The sequence below is a fragment of the Exiguobacterium sp. QJM3NY_9 genome (assembly GCF_056173545.1).
In genome coordinates this window covers 15,001-40,844 of record NZ_CM149679.1, presented here as the reverse complement: position 1 = coordinate 40,844, position 25,844 = coordinate 15,001, and the positions used below count along the sequence as shown (strand labels likewise).

The following is a 25,844-nucleotide window of genomic DNA, read 5'->3' as shown; positions in this document are numbered from 1 at the left end:
TCAAAACTGAAGTCATCAACAATCATCTGCTAGAACAAGGCCTCGACCGATTAGTATCACTCAGCTCCGCATGTCACCATGCTTCCACCCGTGACCTATCTACCTCATCGTCTCTGAGGGGTCTTTCTTGATTACTCAAAGGGAAATCTCATCTTGGAGGGGGCTTCATGCTTAGATGCTTTCAGCATTTATCCCGTCCGCACGTAGCTACCCAGCGATGCTCCTGGCGGAACAACTGGTACACCAGCGGTGCGTCCATCCCGGTCCTCTCGTACTAAGGACAGCTCTCCTCAAATTTCCTGCGCCCACGACGGATAGGGACCGAACTGTCTCACGACGTTCTGAACCCAGCTCGCGTACCGCTTTAATGGGCGAACAGCCCAACCCTTGGGACCTACTCCAGCCCCAGGATGCGATGAGCCGACATCGAGGTGCCAAACCTCCCCGTCGATGTGGACTCTTGGGGGAGATCAGCCTGTTATCCCCAGGGTAGCTTTTATCCGTTGAGCGATGGCCCTTCCATGCGGAACCACCGGATCACTAAGCCCGACTTTCGTCCCTGCTCGACTTGTAGGTCTCGCAGTCAAGCTCCCTTCTGCCTTTGCGCTCTACGAATGATTTCCAACCATTCTGAGGGAACCTTTGGGCGCCTCCGTTACTGTTTAGGAGGCGACCGCCCCAGTCAAACTACCCGCCTGACACGGTCCTCCAGCCGGATTACGGCTGCGAGTTAGAGACTCTATGCATGAAGGGCGGTATCCCAAGGGTGACTCCTCCGAAGCTGGCGCTCCGGTCTCGACGTCTCCCGCCTATCCTGTACATCATGCACAAAGCCTCAATATCAGGCTGTAGTAAAGCTCCATGGGGTCTTTCCGTCCTGTCGCGGGTAACCTGCATCTTCACAGGTACTATGATTTCACCGGGTCTCTCGTTGAGACAGTGCCCAAATCGTTACGCCTTTCGTGCGGGTCGGAACTTACCCGACAAGGAATTTCGCTACCTTAGGACCGTTATAGTTACGGCCGCCGTTTACTGGGGCTTCGGTTCAAAGCTTCGCTTGCGCTAACCCATCCCCTTAACCTTCCAGCACCGGGCAGGCGTCAGCCCCTATACGTCATCTTGCGATTTAGCAGAGACCTGTGTTTTTGCTAAACAGTCGTTTGGGCCTATTCACTGCGGCTCTACTCATGTAGAGCGTCCCTTCTCCCGAAGTTACGGGACCATTTTGCCGAGTTCCTTAACGAGAGTTATCCCGCGCGTCTTAGAATTCTCATCCCGCCTACCTGTGTCGGTTTACGGTACTGGCACCTTCCACCTCACTAGAGGCTTTTCTTGGCAGTGTGAAATCGTGACCTTCGTCCCTAGGGGACTCCGCGTCGTTCCTCGATCTTGGTGCCTGACGGATTTGCCAATCAGACAATCTCGAAACTTACACATGCACTTCCATCCGCATGCGTCACTATCCTCCTGCGTCCCCCCATTGTTCAAACGGTGGATCGGTGGTACAGGAATATCAACCTGTTATCCATCGCCTACGCCTTTCGGCCTCGGCTTAGGTCCAGACTAACCCTGAGCGGACGAGCCTTCCTCAGGAAACCTTGGGCTTTCGACGGAGGGGATTCTCACCCCTCTTTTCGCTACTCACACCGGCATTCTCACTTCCAAACGCTCCACTGCTCCTTCCGGTACAGCTTCACAGCGGTTTGGAACGCTCCCCTACCATTCCTTACGGAATCCGCAGCTTCGGTGGTATGTTTAGCCCCGTTACATTTTCGGCGCGGCGCCACTCGACTAGTGAGCTATTACGCACTCTTTGAATGGTGGCTGCTTCTAAGCCAACATCCTAGCTGTCTAGGCAGCGCCACATCCTTTTCCACTTAACATACACTTTGGGACCTTAGCTGGCGGTCTGGGCTGTTTCCCTCTTGACTACGGATCTTATCACTCGCAGTCTGACTCCCGAGTATAAGTTGCCGGCATTCGGAGTTTAACTGAATTCGGTAACCCTGTGGGGGCCCCTAGTCCAATCAGTGCTCTACCTCCGGAACTCTCAACCTCGAGGCTAGCCCTAAAGCTATTTCGGGGAGAACCAGCTATCTCCAGGTTCGATTGGCATTTCACCGCTACCCACACCTCATCCCCGCACTTTTCAACGTGCGTGGGTTCGGACCTCCAGTCAGTGTTACCTGACCTTCATCCTGGACATGGGTAGATCACCTGGTTTCGGGTCTACGACAACGCACTATGGCGCCCTATTCAGACTCGCTTTCGCTACGGCTCCGCCTCATCAGCTTAACCTCGCGCGCTATCGTAACTCGCCGGTTCATTCTACAAAAGGCACGCCATCACCCATTAACGGGCTCTGACTACTTGTAGGCATACGGTTTCAGGATCTATTTCACTCCCCTTCCGGGGTGCTTTTCACCTTTCCCTCACGGTACTGGTTCACTATCGGTCACTAGGGAGTATTTAGCCTTGGGAGATGGTCCTCCCGGATTCCGACGGGGTTTCACGTGTCCCGCCGTACTCAGGATCCACTCTGGAGGGAAAACAGTTTCAGCTACAGGGCTGTCACCTTCTTCGGCCGACCTTTCCAGGTCATTCACCTACTGTCTTCCTTTTTGACTCCGTATAGAGTGTCCTACAACCCCGGAGAGCATGCTCTCCGGTTTGGGCTGTTCCCGTTTCGCTCGCCGCTACTCAGGGAATCGCATTTGCTTTCTCTTCCTCCGGGTACTTAGATGTTTCAGTTCCCCGGGTCTGCCTCACGCTACGCTATGTATTCACGTAACATGTCCCATCCCATTACGGATGGTGGGTTCCCCCATTCGGAAATCCTCGGATCAAAGCATACTTACTGCTCCCCGAAGCATATCGCTGTTCGTCGCGTCCTTCATCGGCTCCTAGTGCCAAGGCATCCACCGTACGCCCTTCATACCTTGATCTAGCATTTTGGTATTCTAAGAACACACGTCTAATGACATGGTTATAAAAATTTGATGTCTTGTTGATGTCTTCAGTTTTCAAGGTGCGAGTGCCTTCTCCATGAAAATGGACAAGACAAATGGAGCCTAGCGGGATCGAACCGCTGACCTCCTGCGTGCAAGGCAGGCGCTCTCCCAGCTGAGCTAAGGCCCCAGGATATGAACTTAAAATTGAATGGTGGGCCTAAGTGGACTCGAACCACCGACCTCACGCTTATCAGGCGTGCGCTCTAACCAGCTGAGCTATAGGCCCATTCAAATATGGGATGATTCAGTTGAGAGATCGGACTCTCAAAACTGAACGATGGGCATGTCCCTTACGGGACGTTTTCCTTAGAAAGGAGGTGATCCAGCCGCACCTTCCGATACGGCTACCTTGTTACGACTTCACCCCAATCATCTACCCCACCTTCGACGGCTGGCTCCTTGCGGTTACCTCACCGGCTTCGGGTGTTGCAAACTCTCGTGGTGTGACGGGCGGTGTGTACAAGACCCGGGAACGTATTCACCGCAGTATGCTGACCTGCGATTACTAGCGATTCCGACTTCATGCAGGCGAGTTGCAGCCTGCAATCCGAACTGGGAACGGCTTTCTGGGATTGGCTCCACCTCGCGGTCTCGCTGCCCTTTGTACCGTCCATTGTAGCACGTGTGTAGCCCAACTCATAAGGGGCATGATGATTTGACGTCATCCCCACCTTCCTCCGGTTTGTCACCGGCAGTCTCCCTAGAGTGCCCAACTAAATGCTGGCAACTAAGGATAGGGGTTGCGCTCGTTGCGGGACTTAACCCAACATCTCACGACACGAGCTGACGACAACCATGCACCACCTGTCACCCTTGTCCCCGAAGGGAAAACTTGATCTCTCAAGCGGTCAAGGGGATGTCAAGAGTTGGTAAGGTTCTTCGCGTTGCTTCGAATTAAACCACATGCTCCACCGCTTGTGCGGGTCCCCGTCAATTCCTTTGAGTTTCAGCCTTGCGGCCGTACTCCCCAGGCGGAGTGCTTAATGCGTTAGCTTCAGCACTGAGGGGCGGAAACCCCCCAACACCTAGCACTCATCGTTTACGGCGTGGACTACCAGGGTATCTAATCCTGTTTGCTCCCCACGCTTTCGCGCCTCAGCGTCAGTTACAGACCAAAGAGTCGCCTTCGCCACTGGTGTTCCTCCACATCTCTACGCATTTCACCGCTACACATGGAATTCCACTCTTCTCTTCTGTACTCAAGCCTTCCAGTTTCCAATGACCCTCCCCGGTTGAGCCGGGGGCTTTCACATCAGACTTAAAAGGCCGCCTGCGCGCGCTTTACGCCCAATAATTCCGGACAACGCTTGCCACCTACGTATTACCGCGGCTGCTGGCACGTAGTTAGCCGTGGCTTTCTCGCAAGGTACCGTCAGGATACGAGCATTACCTCTCGTATCTGTTCTTCCCTTACAACAGAGTTTTACGATCCGAAAACCTTCATCACTCACGCGGCGTTGCTCCATCAGACTTTCGTCCATTGTGGAAGATTCCCTACTGCTGCCTCCCGTAGGAGTCTGGGCCGTGTCTCAGTCCCAGTGTGGCCGATCACCCTCTCAGGTCGGCTATGCATCGTCGCCTTGGTAGGCCATTACCCCACCAACTAGCTAATGCACCGCAAGGCCATCTCAAGGTGACGCCGAAGCGCCTTTCATCATCGGACCATGCGGTCCGAAGAACTATCCGGTATTAGCTCCGATTTCTCGGAGTTATCCCAATCCTTGAGGCAGGTTCCTTACGTGTTACTCACCCGTCCGCCGCTCATTCCACTTGCTTCCCTCCGAAGAGTTCCACGAGCTTCCTGCGCTCGACTTGCATGTATTAGGCACGCCGCCAGCGTTCGTCCTGAGCCAGGATCAAACTCTCCATAAAGTGTTTGACTTGCTCGTTTTTGTGACCAAAGTCACGTTGACGAAGCTTGCGCTTCATTCATTGTTTGTATCCGAAGATACGTTTTTGCCTCATCGTTCAGTTTTCAAAGTCCGATAATAATAATGGTCGGGAAGACAGGATTCGAACCTGCGACCCCTTGGTCCCAAACCAAGTGCTCTACCAAGCTGAGCTACTTCCCGAAAAGTGCACCCTGAGAGATTCGAACTCCCGACCCCTTGATTCGTAGTCAAGTACTCTATCCAGCTGAGCTAAGGGTGCATAATAAGTGCGGTCGAGAGGACTTGAACCTCCACAGTGTTGCCACCACTAGGCCCTCAACCTAGCGCGTCTACCATTCCGCCACGACCGCAAATTATGCTATTTTTTGTTACTTCTATTTAAAAAATGGAGCGGAAGACGGGATTCGAACCCGCGACCCCGACCTTGGCAAGGTCGTATTCTACCACTGAACTACTTCCGCATTATAAATATAAATGGTACGGGTGAAGGGACTTGAACCCCCACGTCAAAGACACTAGATCCTAAATCTAGCGCGTCTACCAATTCCGCCACACCCGCATAAAAATGGTGTGTCATGCAGGATTCGAACCTGCGACCCTCTGATTAAAAGTCAGATGCTCTACCAACTGAGCTAATGACACAAACTAGTATTAAATTAAAAATAAAATGGGGCGACTGATGGGAATTGAACCCACGAATGCCGGAATCACAATCCGGTGCGTTAACCACTTCGCCACAACCGCCATATTAAATGAAAAATGGTGCCGGCAACAGGAGTCGAACCCGCGACCTACTGATTACAAGTCAGTTGCTCTACCAGCTGAGCTACACCGGCAGGTGTAAATGGTGGCTTTGGACGGAATCGAACCGCCGACACGAGGATTTTCAGTCCTCTGCTCTACCGACTGAGCTACAAAGCCATAATGAAAAAGATCGGTAAATAAAAATGGCGGTCCTGACGGGATTCGAACCCGCGATCTCCTGCGTGACAGGCAGGCATGTTAACCGCTACACCACAGGACCGTGGTAACTTGACGACTTCTATAATGTTATATTAGTCAGTCAAAATTGTCAAATACTTTATTAAAAAAGTATGCCTGGCAACGTCCTATCCTCACAGGGGGAAGCCCCCAACTACTTTCGGCGTTCAAGTGCTTAACTTCCGTGTTCGGCATGGGAACGGGTGTGACCACTTGGCTATCGTCACCAGACGACGGGCTCGCGCCCTCAAAACTGAAGTCATCAACAATCATCTGCTAGAACAAGGCCTCGACCGATTAGTATCACTCAGCTCCGCATGTCACCATGCTTCCACCCGTGACCTATCTACCTCATCGTCTCTGAGGGGTCTTTCTTGATTACTCAAAGGGAAATCTCATCTTGGAGGGGGCTTCATGCTTAGATGCTTTCAGCATTTATCCCGTCCGCACGTAGCTACCCAGCGATGCTCCTGGCGGAACAACTGGTACACCAGCGGTGCGTCCATCCCGGTCCTCTCGTACTAAGGACAGCTCTCCTCAAATTTCCTGCGCCCACGACGGATAGGGACCGAACTGTCTCACGACGTTCTGAACCCAGCTCGCGTACCGCTTTAATGGGCGAACAGCCCAACCCTTGGGACCTACTCCAGCCCCAGGATGCGATGAGCCGACATCGAGGTGCCAAACCTCCCCGTCGATGTGGACTCTTGGGGGAGATCAGCCTGTTATCCCCAGGGTAGCTTTTATCCGTTGAGCGATGGCCCTTCCATGCGGAACCACCGGATCACTAAGCCCGACTTTCGTCCCTGCTCGACTTGTAGGTCTCGCAGTCAAGCTCCCTTCTGCCTTTGCGCTCTACGAATGATTTCCAACCATTCTGAGGGAACCTTTGGGCGCCTCCGTTACTGTTTAGGAGGCGACCGCCCCAGTCAAACTACCCGCCTGACACGGTCCTCCAGCCGGATTACGGCTGCGAGTTAGAGACTCTATGCATGAAGGGCGGTATCCCAAGGGTGACTCCTCCGAAGCTGGCGCTCCGGTCTCGACGTCTCCCGCCTATCCTGTACATCATGCACAAAGCCTCAATATCAGGCTGTAGTAAAGCTCCATGGGGTCTTTCCGTCCTGTCGCGGGTAACCTGCATCTTCACAGGTACTATGATTTCACCGGGTCTCTCGTTGAGACAGTGCCCAAATCGTTACGCCTTTCGTGCGGGTCGGAACTTACCCGACAAGGAATTTCGCTACCTTAGGACCGTTATAGTTACGGCCGCCGTTTACTGGGGCTTCGGTTCAAAGCTTCGCTTGCGCTAACCCATCCCCTTAACCTTCCAGCACCGGGCAGGCGTCAGCCCCTATACGTCATCTTGCGATTTAGCAGAGACCTGTGTTTTTGCTAAACAGTCGTTTGGGCCTATTCACTGCGGCTCTACTCATGTAGAGCGTCCCTTCTCCCGAAGTTACGGGACCATTTTGCCGAGTTCCTTAACGAGAGTTATCCCGCGCGTCTTAGAATTCTCATCCCGCCTACCTGTGTCGGTTTACGGTACTGGCACCTTCCACCTCACTAGAGGCTTTTCTTGGCAGTGTGAAATCGTGACCTTCGTCCCTAGGGGACTCCGCGTCGTTCCTCGATCTTGGTGCCTGACGGATTTGCCAATCAGACGATCTCGAAACTTACACATGCACTTCCATCCGCATGCGTCACTATCCTCCTGCGTCCCCCCATTGTTCAAACGGTGGATCGGTGGTACAGGAATATCAACCTGTTATCCATCGCCTACGCCTTTCGGCCTCGGCTTAGGTCCAGACTAACCCTGAGCGGACGAGCCTTCCTCAGGAAACCTTGGGCTTTCGACGGAGGGGATTCTCACCCCTCTTTTCGCTACTCACACCGGCATTCTCACTTCCAAACGCTCCACTGCTCCTTACGGTACAGCTTCACAGCGGTTTGGAACGCTCCCCTACCATTCCTTACGGAATCCGCAGCTTCGGTGGTATGTTTAGCCCCGTTACATTTTCGGCGCGGCGCCACTCGACTAGTGAGCTATTACGCACTCTTTGAATGGTGGCTGCTTCTAAGCCAACATCCTAGCTGTCTAGGCAGCGCCACATCCTTTTCCACTTAACATACACTTTGGGACCTTAGCTGGCGGTCTGGGCTGTTTCCCTCTTGACTACGGATCTTATCACTCGCAGTCTGACTCCCGAGTATAAGTTGCCGGCATTCGGAGTTTAACTGAATTCGGTAACCCTGTGGGGGCCCCTAGTCCAATCAGTGCTCTACCTCCGGAACTCTCAACCTCGAGGCTAGCCCTAAAGCTATTTCGGGGAGAACCAGCTATCTCCAGGTTCGATTGGCATTTCACCGCTACCCACACCTCATCCCCGCACTTTTCAACGTGCGTGGGTTCGGACCTCCAGTCAGTGTTACCTGACCTTCATCCTGGACATGGGTAGATCACCTGGTTTCGGGTCTACGACAACGCACTATGGCGCCCTATTCAGACTCGCTTTCGCTACGGCTCCGCCTCATCAGCTTAACCTCGCGCGCTATCGTAACTCGCCGGTTCATTCTACAAAAGGCACGCCATCACCCATTAACGGGCTCTGACTACTTGTAGGCATACGGTTTCAGGATCTATTTCACTCCCCTTCCGGGGTGCTTTTCACCTTTCCCTCACGGTACTGGTTCACTATCGGTCACTAGGGAGTATTTAGCCTTGGGAGATGGTCCTCCCGGATTCCGACGGGGTTTCACGTGTCCCGCCGTACTCAGGATCCACTCTGGAGGGAAAACAGTTTCAGCTACAGGGCTGTCACCTTCTTCGGCCGACCTTTCCAGGTCATTCACCTACTGTCTTCCTTTTTGACTCCGTATAGAGTGTCCTACAACCCCGGAGAGCATGCTCTCCGGTTTGGGCTGTTCCCGTTTCGCTCGCCGCTACTCAGGGAATCGCATTTGCTTTCTCTTCCTCCGGGTACTTAGATGTTTCAGTTCCCCGGGTCTGCCTCACGCTACGCTATGTATTCACGTAACATGTCCCATCCCATTACGGATGGTGGGTTCCCCCATTCGGAAATCCTCGGATCAAAGCATACTTACTGCTCCCCGAAGCATATCGCTGTTCGTCGCGTCCTTCATCGGCTCCTAGTGCCAAGGCATCCACCGTACGCCCTTCATACCTTGATCTAGCATTTTGGTATTCTAAGAACACACGTCTAATGACATGGTTATAAAAATTTGATGTCTTGTTGATGTCTTCAGTTTTCAAGGTGCGAGTGTCTCTTGCGAGACTGAGAGACGAGCTCTCAAAACTGAACGATGGGCATGTCCCTTACGGGACGTTTTCCTTAGAAAGGAGGTGATCCAGCCGCACCTTCCGATACGGCTACCTTGTTACGACTTCACCCCAATCATCTACCCCACCTTCGACGGCTGGCTCCTTGCGGTTACCTCACCGGCTTCGGGTGTTGCAAACTCTCGTGGTGTGACGGGCGGTGTGTACAAGACCCGGGAACGTATTCACCGCAGTATGCTGACCTGCGATTACTAGCGATTCCGACTTCATGCAGGCGAGTTGCAGCCTGCAATCCGAACTGGGAACGGCTTTCTGGGATTGGCTCCACCTCGCGGTCTCGCTGCCCTTTGTACCGTCCATTGTAGCACGTGTGTAGCCCAACTCATAAGGGGCATGATGATTTGACGTCATCCCCACCTTCCTCCGGTTTGTCACCGGCAGTCTCCCTAGAGTGCCCAACTAAATGCTGGCAACTAAGGATAGGGGTTGCGCTCGTTGCGGGACTTAACCCAACATCTCACGACACGAGCTGACGACAACCATGCACCACCTGTCACCCTTGTCCCCGAAGGGAAAACTTGATCTCTCAAGCGGTCAAGGGGATGTCAAGAGTTGGTAAGGTTCTTCGCGTTGCTTCGAATTAAACCACATGCTCCACCGCTTGTGCGGGTCCCCGTCAATTCCTTTGAGTTTCAGCCTTGCGGCCGTACTCCCCAGGCGGAGTGCTTAATGCGTTAGCTTCAGCACTGAGGGGCGGAAACCCCCCAACACCTAGCACTCATCGTTTACGGCGTGGACTACCAGGGTATCTAATCCTGTTTGCTCCCCACGCTTTCGCGCCTCAGCGTCAGTTACAGACCAAAGAGTCGCCTTCGCCACTGGTGTTCCTCCACATCTCTACGCATTTCACCGCTACACATGGAATTCCACTCTTCTCTTCTGTACTCAAGCCTTCCAGTTTCCAATGACCCTCCCCGGTTGAGCCGGGGGCTTTCACATCAGACTTAAAAGGCCGCCTGCGCGCGCTTTACGCCCAATAATTCCGGACAACGCTTGCCACCTACGTATTACCGCGGCTGCTGGCACGTAGTTAGCCGTGGCTTTCTCGCAAGGTACCGTCAGGATACGAGCATTACCTCTCGTATCTGTTCTTCCCTTACAACAGAGTTTTACGATCCGAAAACCTTCATCACTCACGCGGCGTTGCTCCATCAGACTTTCGTCCATTGTGGAAGATTCCCTACTGCTGCCTCCCGTAGGAGTCTGGGCCGTGTCTCAGTCCCAGTGTGGCCGATCACCCTCTCAGGTCGGCTATGCATCGTCGCCTTGGTAGGCCATTACCCCACCAACTAGCTAATGCACCGCAAGGCCATCTCAAGGTGACGCCGGAGCGCCTTTCATCATCGGACCATGCGGTCCGAAGAACTATCCGGTATTAGCTCCGATTTCTCGGAGTTATCCCAATCCTTGAGGCAGGTTCCTTACGTGTTACTCACCCGTCCGCCGCTCATTCCACTCGCTTCCCTCCGAAGAGTTCCGTGAGCTTCCTGCGCTCGACTTGCATGTATTAGGCACGCCGCCAGCGTTCGTCCTGAGCCAGGATCAAACTCTCCATAAAGTGTTTGACTTGCTCGTTTTTGTGACCGAAGTCACGTTGACGAAGCTTGCGCTTCATTCATTGTTTGTATCCGAAGATACGTTTTTTGCCTCATCGTTCAGTTTTCAAAGTTCGTCCGCGCCTGTTTTGGCGACTCAATTAGAATACCAAGTCTGGAACGATAAGTCAACAACTTTTTAAAAGAAGTTTTTTTCGTTCGTTTCAAGCGTGCGTCCTCTTTAGGACATGAATTAATATACCACGATAGTTAGAACGTGACAACTGTTTTATCAAAATAGTTTCAAGTTTTTTTACTTCTTCTTTTTAGGAACAGATTAAAGGCTGCAAACCACTCGGGCTCACAACCTTCACTCACTTATTTCATCATGATTGAAACGCGTCTTCGTTTTGCTTCGCTTATATAGAAGAAATACAACGACTCTGCTAGTTTCATTTGTGCCTCAAGATCACCATAATCATCATAACTAATTTCAAGTAGATGACGTTTCATCAAGTAGTCTTCTTTTGCTTTAGACAATTCTGTAAGGAGACGCTCATCGTATTCGTTTCGGATTTTTTTTCGAAACCAACTCATAGTTCGCGTCTTCCCTCCATCGCACGAGATAACGTCACTTCATCTGCGTACTCTAAATCTCCCCCAACAGGAAGACCATGTGCAATTCGCGTCACACGAATGCCAGTCGGTTTCAGTAACCGTGACAAATACATTGCAGTTGCCTCTCCTTCAATGTTCGGATTCGTCGCTAAGATGATTTCCGTGATGCCTTCATCTGCTTGGAGACGTGTCAACAGACTCGACACGTTGATGTCTTCAGGTCCGATTCCTTCCATTGGACTAATCGCTCCATGAAGAACATGGTACAAACCTTGATAATCACGCATCTTCTCCATCGCGATGACATCTCGCGAATCCTGAACAACACAGACAACCGTCCGATTACGATGTTTATCTGAACAAACATAACACGGATCTTTGTCCGTTATGTTTCCACACACGCTACAATAAGAAATATCGCGTTTCGCACTGACGAGCGCCTTCCCGAACATCAACACATCATCTTCTTCCATGTCTAAGACATGAAAGGCAAGACGCACAGCCGTTTTCGGTCCGATTCCCGGTAGCTTCGTAAAACTTTCAATCAAACGACTGATTGCTTCAGGATATTGCAATTGATTTCCCCCTACAGTTTAAAACATTCCTGGCATGTTCATACCTTGCGTAAATTTACCCATTTTACTTGAAACGAGTTCATCGACTTTTTTCAAGGCATCGTTCGTCGCAGCGAGAACGAGATCTTGAATCATCTCAACATCGTCAGGATCAACCACTTCTTCTTTGATGATGACATCGATGATATTTTTATGACCGTCAGCGACGACAGATACCATTTCACCGCCGGCTGTTCCCGTTACTGTTAAATCTTTAAGTTCTTCCTGTGCTTTCGCCATATCCTTTTGCATCTTTTGCATTTGTTTCATCATGTTGTTCATGTTTCCCATACCACGCATATTTGTTCCTCCTCAAATAAGATTAGTCTTCAAATTCTACGATATCACCAAAACGACCGAGCGTCTCGGATAATAAACGATCGCTTTCTGATTCTTCAGCGACTTCTTTCTCTTCTATACTACTACTATTTCGCTTTGCAACAAACTCTGCTTTCAATTCATTCCAGTCTTGATCAAGAATTGCGAGAATCTCTCGTTTGACGCCACATACTTCAAACAGGGCTTCTTCGATAACGAAACGCGTTCGTTCATTCGTCATGACTTGTTCGAAATGCCAGCCCTTCCCGTTATCAAACTCAATCAATAACGTATCCCCTGAACATAAGACCGGTTTACTTTCATGGACAAGCGAATAGATCGGACCGTCTTGCTTTAAGATGAGTTTTAGAATAGCATCCCAGCGCTCTTGGATTTCAAGCAATTGTGCTTTTTCTGCTCGCATCAGCATTTGTCGAATCCGCTCTTTCGCGATCCGCACGGTCGGACGACCTTGCTTCCGTTTAGCTGGTTGCGCCGCGACTGTTTCTGCTGCCGGTACACCGTTCGCTTTCAACTGATGCATCTGTTCCTTCATTTCTCTTACTTCCTGTTGCAATGACTGGACGATTTGTCCCGTCGTACGCCCCTGTTCCGTAATTTGGATGAAGGCAATCTCGACTAAGACACGTGGATGATTCGTCAATCGCATCTGTTGTTGACAATCATGCAGTTGTTCGATCACATGGAAACATGTTTCCGCTTCAATCATTTCGACGAACTGTTTGAATTCCTCTGTCGGACGGGCGCGTTCTAACAAATCGACTGCCGTCGGTGAGGCTTTTAGCAGGAGCGTATCCCGATAAAAGAAGACCAGGTCCTCGACGAATCGCTTCAGATCTTTTCCTGCCCGTTGCATCTGCTCAAGTGTCTGCAATAATTGATCGACTTGATGATTATGAAGTGCGTTTGCAATCGCGAGCAACGCTTCGTCTTCTACGGCACCCGTTACTTCGAGTACGGCAGCATCCGTCAAATCCCCATTCGAGAAAGCGACTGCTTGGTCGAGTAAACTTAAGGCATCCCGCATTCCTCCGTCTGCTGCGCGTGCAATCAACCGTAACGCCGTCTCCGAGTAGGCAATTTCTTGATCGGATAAGATGAACTGCATCCGTTCGACTAGTTGGTCGACTTCATGGCGTTTGACATCAAAACGTTGGCAACGCGAAATGATGGTCGCCGGGATTTTATGGGGCTCTGTTGTCGCTAAGATGAAAATCGCATGTGCCGGTGGTTCTTCAAGCGTTTTTAATAATGCATTGAACGCTCCCGTCGATAGCATATGCACTTCATCGATGATATAAACTTTATAGGCTGCTTCTGAAGGCGGGTACTTCACCTTATCGCGGATTTCACGAATTTCGTCGACTCCGTTGTTTGAAGCCGCATCGATTTCGAACACATCCGGACTCGATCCTTCCGTGATCGCGAGACATGTCGGACATTCATTACACGGTTCTTTTACAGGTGCGTGTTCACAGTTGATTGCTTTTGCGATGATTTTCGCAAGACTTGTCTTCCCCGTTCCGCGCGGGCCTGAAAATAGGTAGGCATGTGACATCCGTTCTTCCATCAATGCGTTTTGAATCGTCCGAGTGATATGTGCTTGCCCGACGACTTCATCAAAACGCTGCGGACGATACACGCGGTATAGTGCTTGATAGGCCAAATTTGCGCCTCCTCTTTTTTAAGATCCTTGTTCTATTCTACCTAAAAAAGTCTACAACCGAAACCGGCTGTAGACTTGTTTTATAAAAATTAAACTGCCGCGCACCATATTCTGAAATATGTTCAACATGCGTTACTCACGCAGCCTGCTCAGTTCAAGCACTCCTGCGGCACACAGAGAGCACCACTTAAGGCTGCTTCCTTCCGGACCTGACCTAGTTCATGGGTATCTGTTGCGCAGGACTCAAACGTCAACGCTACTTACGTAAGGCAGACCATACCAATCATATCCCTCGATATGGAATTCAGTCTCGCTATAGCGGATTGCGAGTGACAGGGAACCGCTACATCCCCACCTAGCACGGCAAATGATTTATCGTTTTTTAGTGGCACCCGTTCGAGTGCTTTTTCATTATACTGTTTCGTCTAAATTGTTGCAACCCATTGCACGTTTCTTTGCTTTCTTTTTCGCACGTAGTTCGCGAAAGAACGCCGTTAACAACTCACCACATTCTTTTTCTAATATACCACTCGTCAGACGTGAAACATGGTTAAAGCGCTCATCTTGGATGAGGTTCATCAAAGTTCCGCAACAACCGCCTTTTGGATCAACGGCTCCGAAGATGACATGTTCAATCCGCGATAACATGATGGCTCCGGCACACATCGGACACGGTTCAAGCGTCACATACAGTTCGCACCCTTCCAGTCGCCAGTTCCCGAGCTTTTCACACGCTTGCTCGATGGCGAGTAATTCGGCGTGTGCCGTCGCCTGATGATTCGTTTCCCGGTGATTATACCCGGTCGCAATGACTTGATCGTCTTTGACGATGACACACCCAATCGGCACTTCGCCGATGGCTTCCGCCTTTTTCGCCTCACCAATCGCGAGCTCCATATAATATTCGTGTCGCTCCACTTCTACTCACTCCCTATCTTTACAAAAATTCTCCCTCTGAAACTTCGGCAGGGGTCCCTGCTTTGTGCTAAAATATAAATTGCACTTTGCTGAACGGAGGGTAATTGAATATGTTCATAACGGTTGAAGGACCGATTGGTGTAGGCAAAACTTCACTTGCGAACGCCATCAGTCATCATTTCTCATTTTCTATGTTACGCGAAATTGTCGAAGAAAATCCCTTTCTTGGAAAGTTCTATGAGGACATCGAAGAATGGAGTTTCCAAACAGAGATGTTCTTTTTATGCAATCGCTTTAAACAGCTCGATGATATCGAACGTCACTACCTAAGTAAACAACGCTCTGTCGTCGCTGATTATCATATCTTTAAAAACCTGATTTTTGCTCACCGCTCGCTCAAAGTAGAGCACATCGATAAATATGAACAAATTTATTCGATCTTAACGACGGATATGCCAAAACCGGATGCCGTCATCTACTTGAATGCGAGTATCGATACACTGATGAAACGCGTCGCCTTACGCGGACGTGAAGTTGAAGAACACATGTCACGCGATTATCTCGAGCAACTCGCAGCAGACTACGAAACGTTCGTCACGGAGTATCAAATCAAACACCCGGAAGTCAAAGTCATCCGTTTTAACGGAGATGAACTCGACTTCGTCAAACGCCCAGAAGACTTGGATTATGTCTTAACTAAAATCCGCAATGAATTATATGAAGGAGCGAACCACGCATGAACTCGAAGTTACGTGAAAAATACAATATTCCGGCAGATGCCGTCATTACGATCGGTGGAATGGTCGGAATCGGAAAATCGACGATCACGAATGGTCTAGCAGACGCACTCGGCTTCCGGACATCTCTTGAAAAAGTCGATACGAACCCTTATCTCGATAAATTCTACCATGATTTCGAGCGCTGGAGCTTCCACTTACAAATCTATTTCTTAGCGGAACGGTTTAAAGAACAAAAGAAAATCTTCCAATACGGTGGTGGTTTCATCCAAGATCGCTCCATCTACGAAGATACAGGCATTTTTGCGAAGATGCACTTCGAAAAAGGAACGATGTCACCAACGGACTACGAAACGTACTCCAGTTTGTTCGATGCGATGGTCATGACGCCATTTTTCCCGCATCCGGACTTGTTGATTTATCTGGAAGGATCGTTTGAACAGGTGCTCGACCGGATTCGTCTCCGTGGACGCGAGATGGAACAGCAAACACCAATCGAGTATTGGGAAGAGATGTACGAACGGTATACGAACTGGATCAATAACTTCACGATTTGCCCGGTCCTTCGTTTATCCATCGATGAATATGATCTTCTCAATGAACCGGAGTCGATTGAACGTATCCTCTCGAAAATCGATAAACAACTTGAAGTCGCCCGGATTGCAAAAATACGTTGATTCACACGCAAAAGCCCTTCGACAGTCGTCGAAGGGCTTTTGCGTGTAGACAAACTCTTATAAAGCGTGAACATGCGATAACGAAAGACAATCCGGTCGCGCTTCCCTGTCTCGCCTCGTCTTCAAAGCGGCAATCTTCCGCGCCGCTACAGCAAAGCTGCAGGGTCGCGACCGATTGCTTTTCGCGGTTCTAAGCGATTCGAGACGGATTGCGCCCTAAACCGTCTGCATGACTGGCTTTCCGTCATAGTGTTACCTAAAAAGCGTCACGTTTCGTTGACTCCTGCGGGGAACGCACGTTCAGAGGCAGACAAGACCCTGCTTCTTGTCCGTTAGGACGAAGGAGCAACGGCTTGCGCCTCGCCCGAGGAAAGCAACGAAAAAAGACGCTTGATCTCCCGATGGCACTTTGTCTACAGCCTGAGCCCCTCGACAGTCGTCTAAGGGCTTTTTTTAGCGTGCTGTTACTTGTTTGATTTGGTCGATGTGATGTAAGTCGTGCTGTTTCATCGCGCCAAGCAAGTCGACGATCATCATCGTTTTTCCGTTCGAAGTGAACGTATCCATCAAACGTTCTTCCGGAATCAAATCAACGGCCCGGCTTAATAGGTCACGGCTGACTAAGAATTCATCAATCGTTAAGATTCGTTGCTGCTCGCGACTCATCTTCGCCGCTTCTTCGTTGACTTCCTGACTGTTCGGCTTCACACGGAATGGTTCGTCCGCCAACATGAATGGAAGACGTTCTGCCACCATGAAGCGGTCCCACGGTGACAAGTGACCTACGATTTCAGCAATCGTCCATTTGCCTTCCGCATATGAGCTACGCCACGCGTCTTCCGGGATGTGTTCGAGTTCACGGACGAAGTTCATCGTTTCTTTATAGTGAGTGAGTAAGGTTTCTTTTGTATTGGTCATATCAAGTGCTCCTTCTTCCTTTTTACATGTAGGAAAACATAGCATGCGAACGGATCTTGGTGCAATAAAAAAGCACCTCACACGATGTGAGATGCTCGATATAAGCGGAGTCGGTGGGATTCGAACCCACGCGGGCCTTACGACCCCTAACGGATTTCGAGTCCGTCCCCTTCAGCCGGGCTTGGGTACGACTCCATGTTAAATTTATTTTTGGGTAAAAAAAAAGAAGTGGAGGAGGCGGTGGGATTCGAACCCACGCACGGCTTTCGCCGCCTGACGGTTTTCAAGACCGTTCTCTTAAACCACTTGAGTACGCCTCCAAGTTATATGTAGTTTTCAGGTAAAAAAAAAGAAATGGAGGAGGCGGTGGGATTCGAACCCACGCACGGCTTTCGCCGCCTGACGGTTTTCAAGACCGTTCTCTTAAACCACTTGAGTACGCCTCCGTACTTATAATCGAGCAAATTGTAACGTGCTTGCCTTCCTGACATAAATTATAATAGCATCTTGGTTTTACTCTGTAAAGACCTTTTCTAAAAAAACTTTTTAAAAGTACAAAGGGGGAAGGCTCCCCCTTTTCTACTTATGCTTGAATCACTTTGAGTCCACCCATGTATGGACGAAGTACTTCTGGAATAATAACTGAACCATCTGCTTGTTGATAGTTCTCTAAGATGGCTGCGACCGTCCGGCCAACAGCAAGCGCAGAACCGTTTAATGTATGCACGAATTCCGGTTTTGCATTCGCTTCCCGGCGGAAACGAATTTGTGCCCGGCGCGCCTGGAAATCTTCAAAGTTTGAACAAGAAGAAATCTCGCGGTAAACGCCTTGGCTCGGCATCCAGACTTCGATATCGTATTTCTTCGCTGCTGTGAATCCAAGATCCGCTGTACACATGCTGAGGACTTGATACGGTAATTTCAATCGTTTAAGCACTTCTTCGGCTTGACCAGTCAACAGTTCAAGTTGTTCATAAGACTCTTCCGGCTTAACGAAACGAACGAGCTCCACTTTGTTGAATTGGTGTTGACGAATCAGGCCTCGTGTATCACGGCCGGCAGATCCGGCTTCTGAGCGGAAACACTGGCTGTATGCTGCATAACCGATCGGTAATTGGCTTGCTGCCAAGATTTCATCCCGGTGCATGTTCGTCACCGGCACTTCCGCTGTCGGCACGAGGAAGTAGTTCGTCTCTTCGACTTTGAACGCATCTTCTTCAAATTTCGGAAGTTGACCTGTTCCTGTCATTGATTCGCGGTTGACCATGAGTGGCGGTAAAATTTCCGTATAGCCGTTTTCATCTTGATGCATGTCCATCATGAAGTTGATTAACGCACGTTCGAGACGAGCACCTGCCCCACGATAGAAAACGAAGCGACTTCCTGTGACTTTCCCTGCCCGTTCCACGTCGACGATTTTTAATTGCTCCATCAAATCCCAATGCGGGACGGCGTCGAAGTCAAAGGCCGGTTTATCACCCACTTCACGGATGACGACATTATCATCCTCTGAAGAACCGATCGGGACGCTGTCATGCGGAATATTCGGGATACCAAGCAACAGTTGATTCAACGTCGCTTCGACTTCGCGCAACTCGTCGTCGATTCCTTTAATCTCATCTCCGACAGTTCGCATCGCGGCAATTGCCTCGTCGGCATTTTCTTTATTGCGTTTGAGTTCTGCAATTTTTTTCGTCGCGTCATTTCGTTCCGCTTTTAAGACCTCGGTCCGGGCAATCAGTTCACGACGTTTTTCATCTAACGCGATGAACCGGTTCATGTCCGTTAAACCTTCTCCACGGTGTGCTAGTTTTTCTTGGATTGCGTCAAAATCCTGACGCAGACGTTTAATATCAATCATGTGTATTCCTCCTTTTTTTCAATAAAAAAAGGCAATCCATCCCTCTCCGGTATAAAAACCGAAGAGGGACGAATCACCTGGATCCGCGTTGCCACCCTCATTGCTAGTCGTACTAGCCAACTCAAAGACGCGATAACGGGCGTACCCGCACCTTGTTCGCAAGGTGTGCGATCCGGCTCGATTCAAGGCATCCTTCTGACTAGTTCACACCAACCACTAGCTCTCTTAACAGAATAAATTCCTTTACTTGGTCCGTTCATTGCATCGTTATGAGATTAGCTCTACTTTACACTATCCTGTTTGAGATTGACAAGTCCCGGTTTACGAATCGCATCATCAATTTTATCGGACCAGGCCGCAATCGCCCGGAACAAACGGGTCTTGAAGCTCGCCAAAGCGATTCGCTCCGCACTATAGAGAAGTGATCTCGGCACATCAAACCCCGGCAAGTACATGCCTTCATCCTTCACTTGAACCGTTCCGACACTTGCGCCATTCTTGATTGGAGCATGGGTCAGATTAAACGTAAATACGGGTGGACGGGTTGCTGCGTTCTTCGGCACCGTCACGTAAAGCGATGCATCCGTGATGACGTCATAGTCTGTTTCTTCCGCACCACGAATCGGGAAGACGTCTTTAATTCGCTCGCCTTTTCCGTAATAAGTCAACGGCTCAAACGATGAGAAGCCATAATCGAGTAACTTTTTTGTTTCTGCAAACCGCGCTTGATCGGATGTCGTCCGCATGACGACTGTAATGATCGTCATGTTATCTTTCGTCGCGACACCGGCAAAACAATATCCGGCAAGATCAGTCGTCCCTGTCTTCATCCCACGCATCCCGGGATACGCGTACTTTTGATCTTTCAACATCTTATCGGAGTTTTGGAGCGTGATGCCATCCAGTTTCATCGAAGAACGACTCGTGACATCTAATACATCGGGATAATCTTTAATAAAACGAATGACGAGTAGTGCAATGTCGGTCGCTGTCATCAAGTTCGTCCCCGGTAAGGCTGCATCGACTGCATCGAGTCCCGATGCATTTGCGTATTCTGTATTGTCCATCCCAAATGTATTCGCCGTCTCATTCATCAGCTTGACGAATTTTTGTTCTGTTCCGGCAACGACTTCAGCAAGTAATACAGCCGCATCATTAGCTGACTTGATGAACGCTGCATCATAGAGCTCACGAACGGTATATGTACGATTGCTTAACGGCACCCGTGCCAATCCTGGTGTGCCTGCTAATTTGAGTACTTTTTGGCTTGGTTGAACTTTTTTGTTCCAGCTTAGTTTCTTTTGTTCGATTTGACGTCGGACTAAGTAAAGTGTCATCAATTTCGTCATCGAAGCCGGAGGTAAAGCCAAATCGGCTTGTTCTTCTAACAATACTTTACCGGTCACAGCATCGACCATGATGTAGGATTCTGCCTTGATCGTCGGTACCTCGGCATAACTCGTCACTGAGAGTAGACTCGTCGTCAGTAAAAGGACGCTCAAGAAGAGTATGAAAAGTCGTTTCATCGTTCCTCTCCTTCAATTCATTTATACCCTCAGTGTAGCATAAAAAAAGTATCCGACAGCTTGAACTGAAGGATACTTTTTTTGTCGTTAGATGACGTGAACCGAACGTTGCTGTTTTACTTTTTCAATAAAGTAACGATGCAAACGGGTATCGTTCGTTAATTCCGGATGAAACGAACAGGCGAGATGCATGTCTGTTTCGACGACGACGATTTCGTCGTCTATGCGAGCGAGAACGCGGGTCGCTTGATCGATTCGTTCGACATAAGGGGCTCGAATAAAGACAGCTTCAATGTCCGCCCCGATTCCGTCGACGGCTAGCATCGTTTCAAAACTGTCCACTTGGCGACCGAACGCATTTCGTTTCACTTTCATCGGGATTGCCCCGAGGTGAACATCTCCTTGTTCAAGTTCCGTCGCTAATAAAATCATCCCGGCGCACGTCCCGAACATCGGTAACGTCTTTATTTTTTGTCGAAGGGGCGCAAGCAAGGCGTAGCGATCAATCAACCGGCGCATCGCTGTCGACTCACCACCGGGCAAGACAAGTCCGGCGATTCCTTCTAAATCTTCCGCCGATTTGATGATTCGTGTTTTTACACCGAGCGATGCCAACATCTCAAGGTGTTCCCTGACTGCCCCTTGTAGACCAAGTATCCCGATTACCATCCCCGTGGTGCCATCCGTTCCTCAAACGGCATCGACGTGACATCAATCCCCTTCATTGCTGTTCCGAGACCTTTCGAGAGATACGCAATTCGTTCGAAGTCATCCCGGTACGTCACGGCTTCGACGATCGCTTTCGCAAATTTTTCCGGTTGCTCCGATTTAAAAATGCCTGAACCGACGAAAACACCGTCAGCTCCAAGATGCATCATCAGTGCAGCATCTGCCGGCGTCGCGATTCCACCGGCAGCAAAGTTAACAACGGGTAGACGCCCTTCTTGCTGAATCATCCGTAAGACTTCGTAAGGTGCACCCCACTCCTTCGCCCGTGTCATCAACTCATCCGGATTCGTATGTAAAATCTGGTTGAGTTCAGCTTGAATTTTTCGCATATGCCGGACAGCTTCGACGACGTTACCCGTTCCCGGTTCGCCTTTTGTCCGAATCATCGCCGCACCTTCCGCAATTCGGCGAGCCGCCTCTCCTAAATCGCGCGCCCCACAAACGAACGGTACCGTAAACGTCGACTTCAACAGATGGTACTCTTCATCAGCCGGTGTCAGGACTTCACTCTCATCAATGAAATCGACCCCCATCGACTCAAGAATCCGTGCTTCGACGATATGGCCGATTCGGCATTTCGCCATGACAGGAATCGTGACGGCATTTACGACCTCTTCCGTGATAGTCGGATCTGCCATTCGTGCCACACCTCCATCTCGGCGAATATCAGACGGGACACGTTCGAGTGCCATGACGGCGACGGCACCGGCTGCCTCTGCGATTTTTGCTTGCTCGGCATTGACGACGTCCATGATGACGCCCCCTTTTTGCATCTCAGCCATTCCTCTTTTGACACGATCCGTTCCTTGTTGCCGTTCCATCATTCTAAATTCCCCCTTGAACAATTTGATTGATAGCTCCGTACTTACGTTTTAGTATAGTCTCGATTGACTATTTTAAAAGCATCAGTTTATGATGAAATGAACAGGTCAGTTTTAGGAGGTACTTCAATGGATATGTTATCGTTCGAGTTAATACGAGAGGGCAATAAGCCGTTATACGAGCAATTGTATCAACAGATTCGTCAAGAAATCATCGATGGACGTCTAGAGTATGGTGTCAAATTACCGTCAAAACGAAAACTCGGTCAGTTCTTGAACTTGAGTCAAACGACGATTGAGCTCGCCTATCAACAACTTGTCGCCGAAGGCTATGTCGAGTCAATTTCAAGAAAAGGGTATTTTGTCTTAGCACACGAAGAGCTCGCTTATGTAAAGAAAACACCACTAGCAACAAAGCAACGCCTTTCTCCGTCCACCTATACCCGTCATGATTTCCATCCGAGTAAAATCGATGGATCGTCTTTTCCTTTTTCACGTTGGCGAAAACATGCGAAGGATGTCATCGATGAACATAATCAATCCCTTGTTTCCCTCGGACACCCGCAAGGCGATCTCGCCTTACGTGTTGAAATTGCGACCTACCTATATCACTCAAGAGGTGTCATCTGTTCGCCTGAACAAATCATCATTGGGTCTGGGGTCGAACAACTTTTGCCCCAACTGATTTTCCTGTTAGGACAACACGTCACCTACGGAATCGAAGATCCCGGTTATCATGCGACCCGACTCATTCTTGAGAATCATGGACGAACAGCAATCCCGATTCCGGTCGATCAAAGTGGTGTCAAAGTCTCGACTTTAAGTCAGACCGATGTGGATATCATGTATGTGACACCTGCCCATCAATTTCCGTCCGGAAGCATCTTATCCGTCAATCGGCGCCGGCAATTGGTGAACTGGGCTGCTGAATCCCCGACACGTTACATCATTGAGGATGACTACGACAGTGAGTTTCGTTATAGTGGCAAGTCGATTCCGTCACTCCACAGCATCGATAGTGAACGAGTACTTTATTTGAGCACCTTCTCCAAGTCGCTCATGCCTTCACTGCGGATTGGCTACATGGTCCTTCCGCCTTCTTTGCTTGAGCGCTATCAGACCGAACTCTCCTATTACACATGCAGTGTCTCACGTTTTGATCAAACGATTTTGACACGTTTTATGAAAGAAGGCGACTTCGAGAAACATTTGAATCGGATGCGAAAGATCTATCGGCGTAAGTTAGACATCGTCGTCAATTCGTTACGTGCTATCTCATCCCTGCGCTTGACCGGCGAAAGTGCGGGTTTGCATGTCGTCGTTTCTGTTGCGAACGGGATGACGGAAGAAGAATTAGTCAAGCGAGCACACGACGCTTCAATTCAAGTCTATGGTTTATCCCAGTATGCACAACTTCCGTTAGAAGCAACGCATCCACAAATCGTGTTAGGTTTTGCAAGTCTATCGGAATCAGATCTTGAAGAGGGGCTTGGCGAGTTGTTACAGTCTTGGCAGTTGTAACAGCAGTCTCTCGGACTGTGAACAAAACCAGCTTGAACGTGTCCGTGATTTTCATATAGGCTATGTCGTTAAACACCTTGAGCCGCTTAACATCATTAATCTATAAACAAAAGAAAGCCCCGCATCATCTGCAGGGCTTTCTTTTTATTGGCGTGTATAGTTCGATGCTTCTTTTGTGATTTGAATGTCATGTGGGTGACTTTCTTGTAAGCCAGCACCCGTCATGCGGATGAATTGTGTGTCTTCTCGCAATTCTTCTAATGAAGCTGCTCCACAATATCCCATTCCTGAACGAATCCCACCAACGAGTTGATAGACAGAATCACCGAGTTTTCCACGGTAAGCGACACGACCTTCAATTCCTTCTGGAACGAATTTCTTATCTGCTTCTTGGAAGTAGCGATCTTGACTACCACGTTTCATTGATGCTTCAGAACCCATACCACGGTATGTCTTAAATTGACGACCTTGGTAGATTTCCATTTCGCCCGGGCTTTCTTCAACACCAGCAAGCAGACTACCTAACATGACCGCATGACCGCCAGCTGCAAGTGCTTTGACGATATCGCCCGAGTACTTAATACCGCCGTCGGCAATGATAGAGACACCATGCTTACGGGCCTCTGTCGCACAATCAAAGACTGCAGTGATTTGTGGAACCCCCACTCCCGCAACGACACGTGTCGTACAAATTGAACCAGGTCCAATCCCTACCTTGACGACCGATGCACCAGCTTCAATTAAATCGCGTGTTGCTTCTGCTGTTGCAACGTTCCCTGCGATGATTGGAAGATTTGGATATTCATCACGAAGCTCACGTACTTTTAAGAGTACGCCTTCAGAGTGACCGTGTGCCGTATCGACGACGAGTGCATCGACGCCTGCATCAACAAGGAAACGTGCGCGAAGAGATGCATCTTTCGTGACACCGACAGCTGCAGCGACGAGAAGACGTCCGAATTGATCTTTTGCTGCATGTGGATATTGTTCGACTTTTTCAATATCCTTTGTTGTGATTAAGCCTTTTAATACACCGTTCTCATCAACGAGTGGTAACTTTTCAATGCGATGTTTGTGGAGAATTTGTTCTGCTTCTTCAAGTGACGTACCAACTGTAGCAGTGACGAGTTCTTCTGTCGTCATGACCGTCTCAATTACCGTCGAGTAGTCTTTAACAAAACGAAGATCACGATTTGTTAAAATACCAACAAGCTTCCGTTCTGTTTCGTTGTTAACGATCGGAACACCAGAAATACGATATTTACTCATTAAATATTCAGCATCGTATACTTGGCGTTCAGGTGTAAGGTAAAACGGATTCGTGATGACACCATTTTCAGAACGTTTGACGCGATCGACATGTTCTGCTTGGTCTTCCATCGACATATTTTTGTGGACGACACCTAGACCGCCTTGACGTGCCATGGCAATCGCCATTGGTGCTTCCGTCACAGTATCCATTCCTGCACTGATCAACGGGATGTTCAGTGTAATCCCTTCGCATAAGGATACAGATAGATCGACGTCACGTGGTAAGACACTTGAACGACGTGGTACAAGCAAAACGTCATCAAACGTCAAGCCCTCTTTAGCAAATTTATTCTCCCACATGTTTATCCACTCGCTTTCTCTTTGATAAAAGAATATTGATGTTATGGTAACAAGGAGAAGCAGTCATGTCAATGACTCCACTAATAATCAGAACAGTCTGAAGTTTCACACAACACAAAAAGACCGACCTGCAAGATGCAGATCGGTCCTTTTCAATTGCCTGGCAACGTCCTATCCTCACAGGGGGAAGCCCCCAACTACTTTCGGCGTTCAAGTGCTTAACTTCCGTGTTCGGCATGGGAACGGGTGTGACCACTTGGCTATCGTCACCAGACGACAGGGCTCGCGCCCTCAAAACTGAAGTCATCAACAATCATCTGCTAGAACAAGGCCTCGACCGATTAGTATCACTCAGCTCCGCATGTCACCATGCTTCCACCCGTGACCTATCTACCTCATCGTCTCTGAGGGGTCTTTCTTGATTACTCAAAGGGAAATCTCATCTTGGAGGGGGCTTCATGCTTAGATGCTTTCAGCATTTATCCCGTCCGCACGTAGCTACCCAGCG

At 49.5% G+C, this 25,844-nt stretch carries 14 protein-coding genes, 15 tRNA genes, 7 rRNA genes, 1 other RNA gene and 1 other annotated feature (1 of these 38 running past the window's edge); of the genes, 3 read left to right on the top strand and 34 right to left on the bottom strand.

The window, feature by feature from the left end:
• Positions 1–30: 30 nt before the first annotated feature.
• From AC0VYQ_RS00225 to tadA, 23 genes are all read right to left on the bottom strand, one after another.
• A 23S ribosomal RNA gene (locus tag AC0VYQ_RS00225) occupies positions 31–2,945 on the bottom strand.
• 120 nt (positions 2,946–3,065) lie between these two features.
• A tRNA-Ala gene (locus AC0VYQ_RS00220) sits at positions 3,066–3,138 on the bottom strand.
• Positions 3,139–3,160: 22 nt separating this feature from the next.
• Positions 3,161–3,237 (bottom strand) — tRNA-Ile (locus tag AC0VYQ_RS00215).
• 84 nt (positions 3,238–3,321) lie between these two features.
• Positions 3,322–4,883, bottom strand: a 16S ribosomal RNA gene (locus tag AC0VYQ_RS00210).
• Between the two features lie 123 nt (positions 4,884–5,006).
• Positions 5,007–5,083: transfer RNA gene (locus tag AC0VYQ_RS00205), tRNA-Pro, on the bottom strand.
• 5 nt (positions 5,084–5,088) lie between these two features.
• Positions 5,089–5,162 (bottom strand) — tRNA-Arg (locus AC0VYQ_RS00200).
• A gap of 8 nt (positions 5,163–5,170) precedes the next feature.
• A tRNA-Leu gene (locus tag AC0VYQ_RS00195) sits at positions 5,171–5,253 on the bottom strand.
• A 36-nt stretch (positions 5,254–5,289) separates the two neighbouring features.
• A tRNA-Gly gene (locus tag AC0VYQ_RS00190) sits at positions 5,290–5,364 on the bottom strand.
• Positions 5,365–5,378: 14 nt separating this feature from the next.
• Positions 5,379–5,462: transfer RNA gene (locus AC0VYQ_RS00185), tRNA-Leu, on the bottom strand.
• Positions 5,463–5,469: 7 nt separating this feature from the next.
• A tRNA-Lys gene (locus AC0VYQ_RS00180) sits at positions 5,470–5,545 on the bottom strand.
• 26 nt (positions 5,546–5,571) lie between these two features.
• Positions 5,572–5,647, bottom strand: a tRNA-His gene (locus AC0VYQ_RS00175).
• 16 nt (positions 5,648–5,663) lie between these two features.
• Positions 5,664–5,739 (bottom strand) — tRNA-Thr (locus AC0VYQ_RS00170).
• 9 nt (positions 5,740–5,748) lie between these two features.
• Positions 5,749–5,824, bottom strand: a tRNA-Phe gene (locus tag AC0VYQ_RS00165).
• 27 nt (positions 5,825–5,851) lie between these two features.
• Positions 5,852–5,927: transfer RNA gene (locus AC0VYQ_RS00160), tRNA-Asp, on the bottom strand.
• 72 nt (positions 5,928–5,999) lie between these two features.
• Positions 6,000–6,115: ribosomal RNA gene (gene rrf, locus AC0VYQ_RS00155) — 5S ribosomal RNA — on the bottom strand.
• A gap of 46 nt (positions 6,116–6,161) precedes the next feature.
• A 23S ribosomal RNA gene (locus AC0VYQ_RS00150) occupies positions 6,162–9,076 on the bottom strand.
• Between the two features lie 165 nt (positions 9,077–9,241).
• A 16S ribosomal RNA gene (locus AC0VYQ_RS00145) occupies positions 9,242–10,803 on the bottom strand.
• Together the 16S, 23S and 5S rRNA genes with 12 tRNA genes alongside form the textbook arrangement of a ribosomal RNA operon.
• Positions 10,804–11,158: 355 nt before the next feature.
• Positions 11,159–11,377 carry a YaaL family protein gene (locus AC0VYQ_RS00140; protein WP_029332191.1) on the bottom strand — a complete coding sequence of 73 codons (219 nt, stop codon included), beginning with the start codon at positions 11,375–11,377 and terminating at the stop codon, positions 11,159–11,161.
• Positions 11,374–11,973 (bottom strand): recombination mediator RecR, encoded by a 600-nt coding sequence (gene recR / locus AC0VYQ_RS00135; protein WP_214851776.1) that lies wholly within the window; start codon positions 11,971–11,973, stop codon positions 11,374–11,376. Before recR ends, AC0VYQ_RS00140 begins: the two co-directional genes overlap by 4 nt.
• Before the next feature lie 18 nt (positions 11,974–11,991).
• Complete coding sequence (locus AC0VYQ_RS00130; RefSeq protein WP_012368932.1) at positions 11,992–12,312, bottom strand: YbaB/EbfC family nucleoid-associated protein; 321 nt, start codon at positions 12,310–12,312, stop codon at positions 11,992–11,994.
• A gap of 22 nt (positions 12,313–12,334) precedes the next feature.
• Positions 12,335–14,017: a DNA polymerase III subunit gamma/tau gene (gene dnaX, locus AC0VYQ_RS00125; protein WP_475403969.1), complete on the bottom strand. Its 1,683-nt coding sequence runs from the start codon at positions 14,015–14,017 to the stop codon at positions 12,335–12,337.
• A gap of 97 nt (positions 14,018–14,114) precedes the next feature.
• An RNA gene (ffs, locus tag AC0VYQ_RS00120) (signal recognition particle sRNA large type) lies at positions 14,115–14,381 on the bottom strand.
• Between the two features lie 47 nt (positions 14,382–14,428).
• Entirely contained in the window at positions 14,429–14,935 is a 507-nt protein-coding gene (gene tadA / locus AC0VYQ_RS00115; protein WP_088835959.1) for a tRNA adenosine(34) deaminase TadA, read from the bottom strand.
• 110 nt (positions 14,936–15,045) lie between these two features.
• Here tadA and AC0VYQ_RS00110 point away from each other — a divergent pair, with 110 nt between their 5' ends.
• Both AC0VYQ_RS00110 and AC0VYQ_RS00105 read left to right on the top strand, forming a co-directional pair.
• Complete coding sequence (locus AC0VYQ_RS00110; protein WP_088835958.1) at positions 15,046–15,675, top strand: deoxynucleoside kinase; 630 nt, start codon at positions 15,046–15,048, stop codon at positions 15,673–15,675.
• Entirely contained in the window at positions 15,672–16,349 is a 678-nt protein-coding gene (locus tag AC0VYQ_RS00105) for a deoxynucleoside kinase (RefSeq protein ID WP_475403968.1), read from the top strand. The genes AC0VYQ_RS00110 and AC0VYQ_RS00105 overlap by 4 nt, the downstream gene beginning before the upstream one ends.
• A gap of 453 nt (positions 16,350–16,802) precedes the next feature.
• On the opposite strand, the gene AC0VYQ_RS00100 is transcribed toward AC0VYQ_RS00105, so the two are convergent.
• From AC0VYQ_RS00100 to pdxS, 8 genes are all read right to left on the bottom strand, one after another.
• Complete coding sequence (locus AC0VYQ_RS00100; RefSeq protein ID WP_157898458.1) at positions 16,803–17,267, bottom strand: DinB family protein; 465 nt, start codon at positions 17,265–17,267, stop codon at positions 16,803–16,805.
• A 105-nt stretch (positions 17,268–17,372) separates the two neighbouring features.
• A tRNA-Ser gene (locus tag AC0VYQ_RS00095) sits at positions 17,373–17,462 on the bottom strand.
• A 34-nt stretch (positions 17,463–17,496) separates the two neighbouring features.
• A tRNA-Ser gene (locus tag AC0VYQ_RS00090) sits at positions 17,497–17,587 on the bottom strand.
• Between the two features lie 35 nt (positions 17,588–17,622).
• A tRNA-Ser gene (locus AC0VYQ_RS00085) sits at positions 17,623–17,713 on the bottom strand.
• Positions 17,714–17,850: 137 nt separating this feature from the next.
• On the bottom strand, positions 17,851–19,128 hold the full coding sequence (serS, locus tag AC0VYQ_RS00080; protein ID WP_475403967.1) for a serine--tRNA ligase: 1,278 nt from the start codon (positions 19,126–19,128) through the stop codon (positions 17,851–17,853).
• A gap of 61 nt (positions 19,129–19,189) precedes the next feature.
• Positions 19,190–19,397: a binding site (T-box leader), on the bottom strand.
• Between the two features lie 12 nt (positions 19,398–19,409).
• Positions 19,410–20,654, bottom strand: coding sequence for a D-alanyl-D-alanine carboxypeptidase family protein (locus tag AC0VYQ_RS00075; RefSeq protein ID WP_475403966.1), 1,245 nt, complete (start codon positions 20,652–20,654; stop codon positions 19,410–19,412).
• 87 nt (positions 20,655–20,741) lie between these two features.
• The gene (pdxT, locus tag AC0VYQ_RS00070; protein WP_475403965.1) at positions 20,742–21,323 is read right to left on the bottom strand and encodes a pyridoxal 5'-phosphate synthase glutaminase subunit PdxT; all 582 of its coding nucleotides are present in this window, start codon (positions 21,321–21,323) and stop codon (positions 20,742–20,744) included.
• Complete coding sequence (gene pdxS, locus AC0VYQ_RS00065; RefSeq protein WP_369834776.1) at positions 21,317–22,204, bottom strand: pyridoxal 5'-phosphate synthase lyase subunit PdxS; 888 nt, start codon at positions 22,202–22,204, stop codon at positions 21,317–21,319. The genes pdxT and pdxS overlap by 7 nt, the downstream gene beginning before the upstream one ends.
• A 129-nt stretch (positions 22,205–22,333) precedes the next feature.
• Between pdxS and pdxR the strand changes: the two genes are divergently transcribed.
• Positions 22,334–23,725: a MocR-like pyridoxine biosynthesis transcription factor PdxR gene (pdxR, locus tag AC0VYQ_RS00060; RefSeq protein ID WP_475403964.1), complete on the top strand. Its 1,392-nt coding sequence runs from the start codon at positions 22,334–22,336 to the stop codon at positions 23,723–23,725.
• A gap of 144 nt (positions 23,726–23,869) precedes the next feature.
• On the opposite strand, the gene guaB is transcribed toward pdxR, so the two are convergent.
• The 3 genes from guaB to AC0VYQ_RS00045 all read right to left on the bottom strand — a co-directional run.
• On the bottom strand, positions 23,870–25,336 hold the full coding sequence (gene guaB / locus AC0VYQ_RS00055) for an IMP dehydrogenase (protein WP_029332179.1): 1,467 nt from the start codon (positions 25,334–25,336) through the stop codon (positions 23,870–23,872).
• A gap of 158 nt (positions 25,337–25,494) precedes the next feature.
• Positions 25,495–25,610 (bottom strand): 5S ribosomal RNA (gene rrf, locus AC0VYQ_RS00050).
• A 47-nt stretch (positions 25,611–25,657) separates the two neighbouring features.
• Positions 25,658–25,844, bottom strand: a 23S ribosomal RNA gene (locus tag AC0VYQ_RS00045); it runs 2,728 nt beyond the window's last position.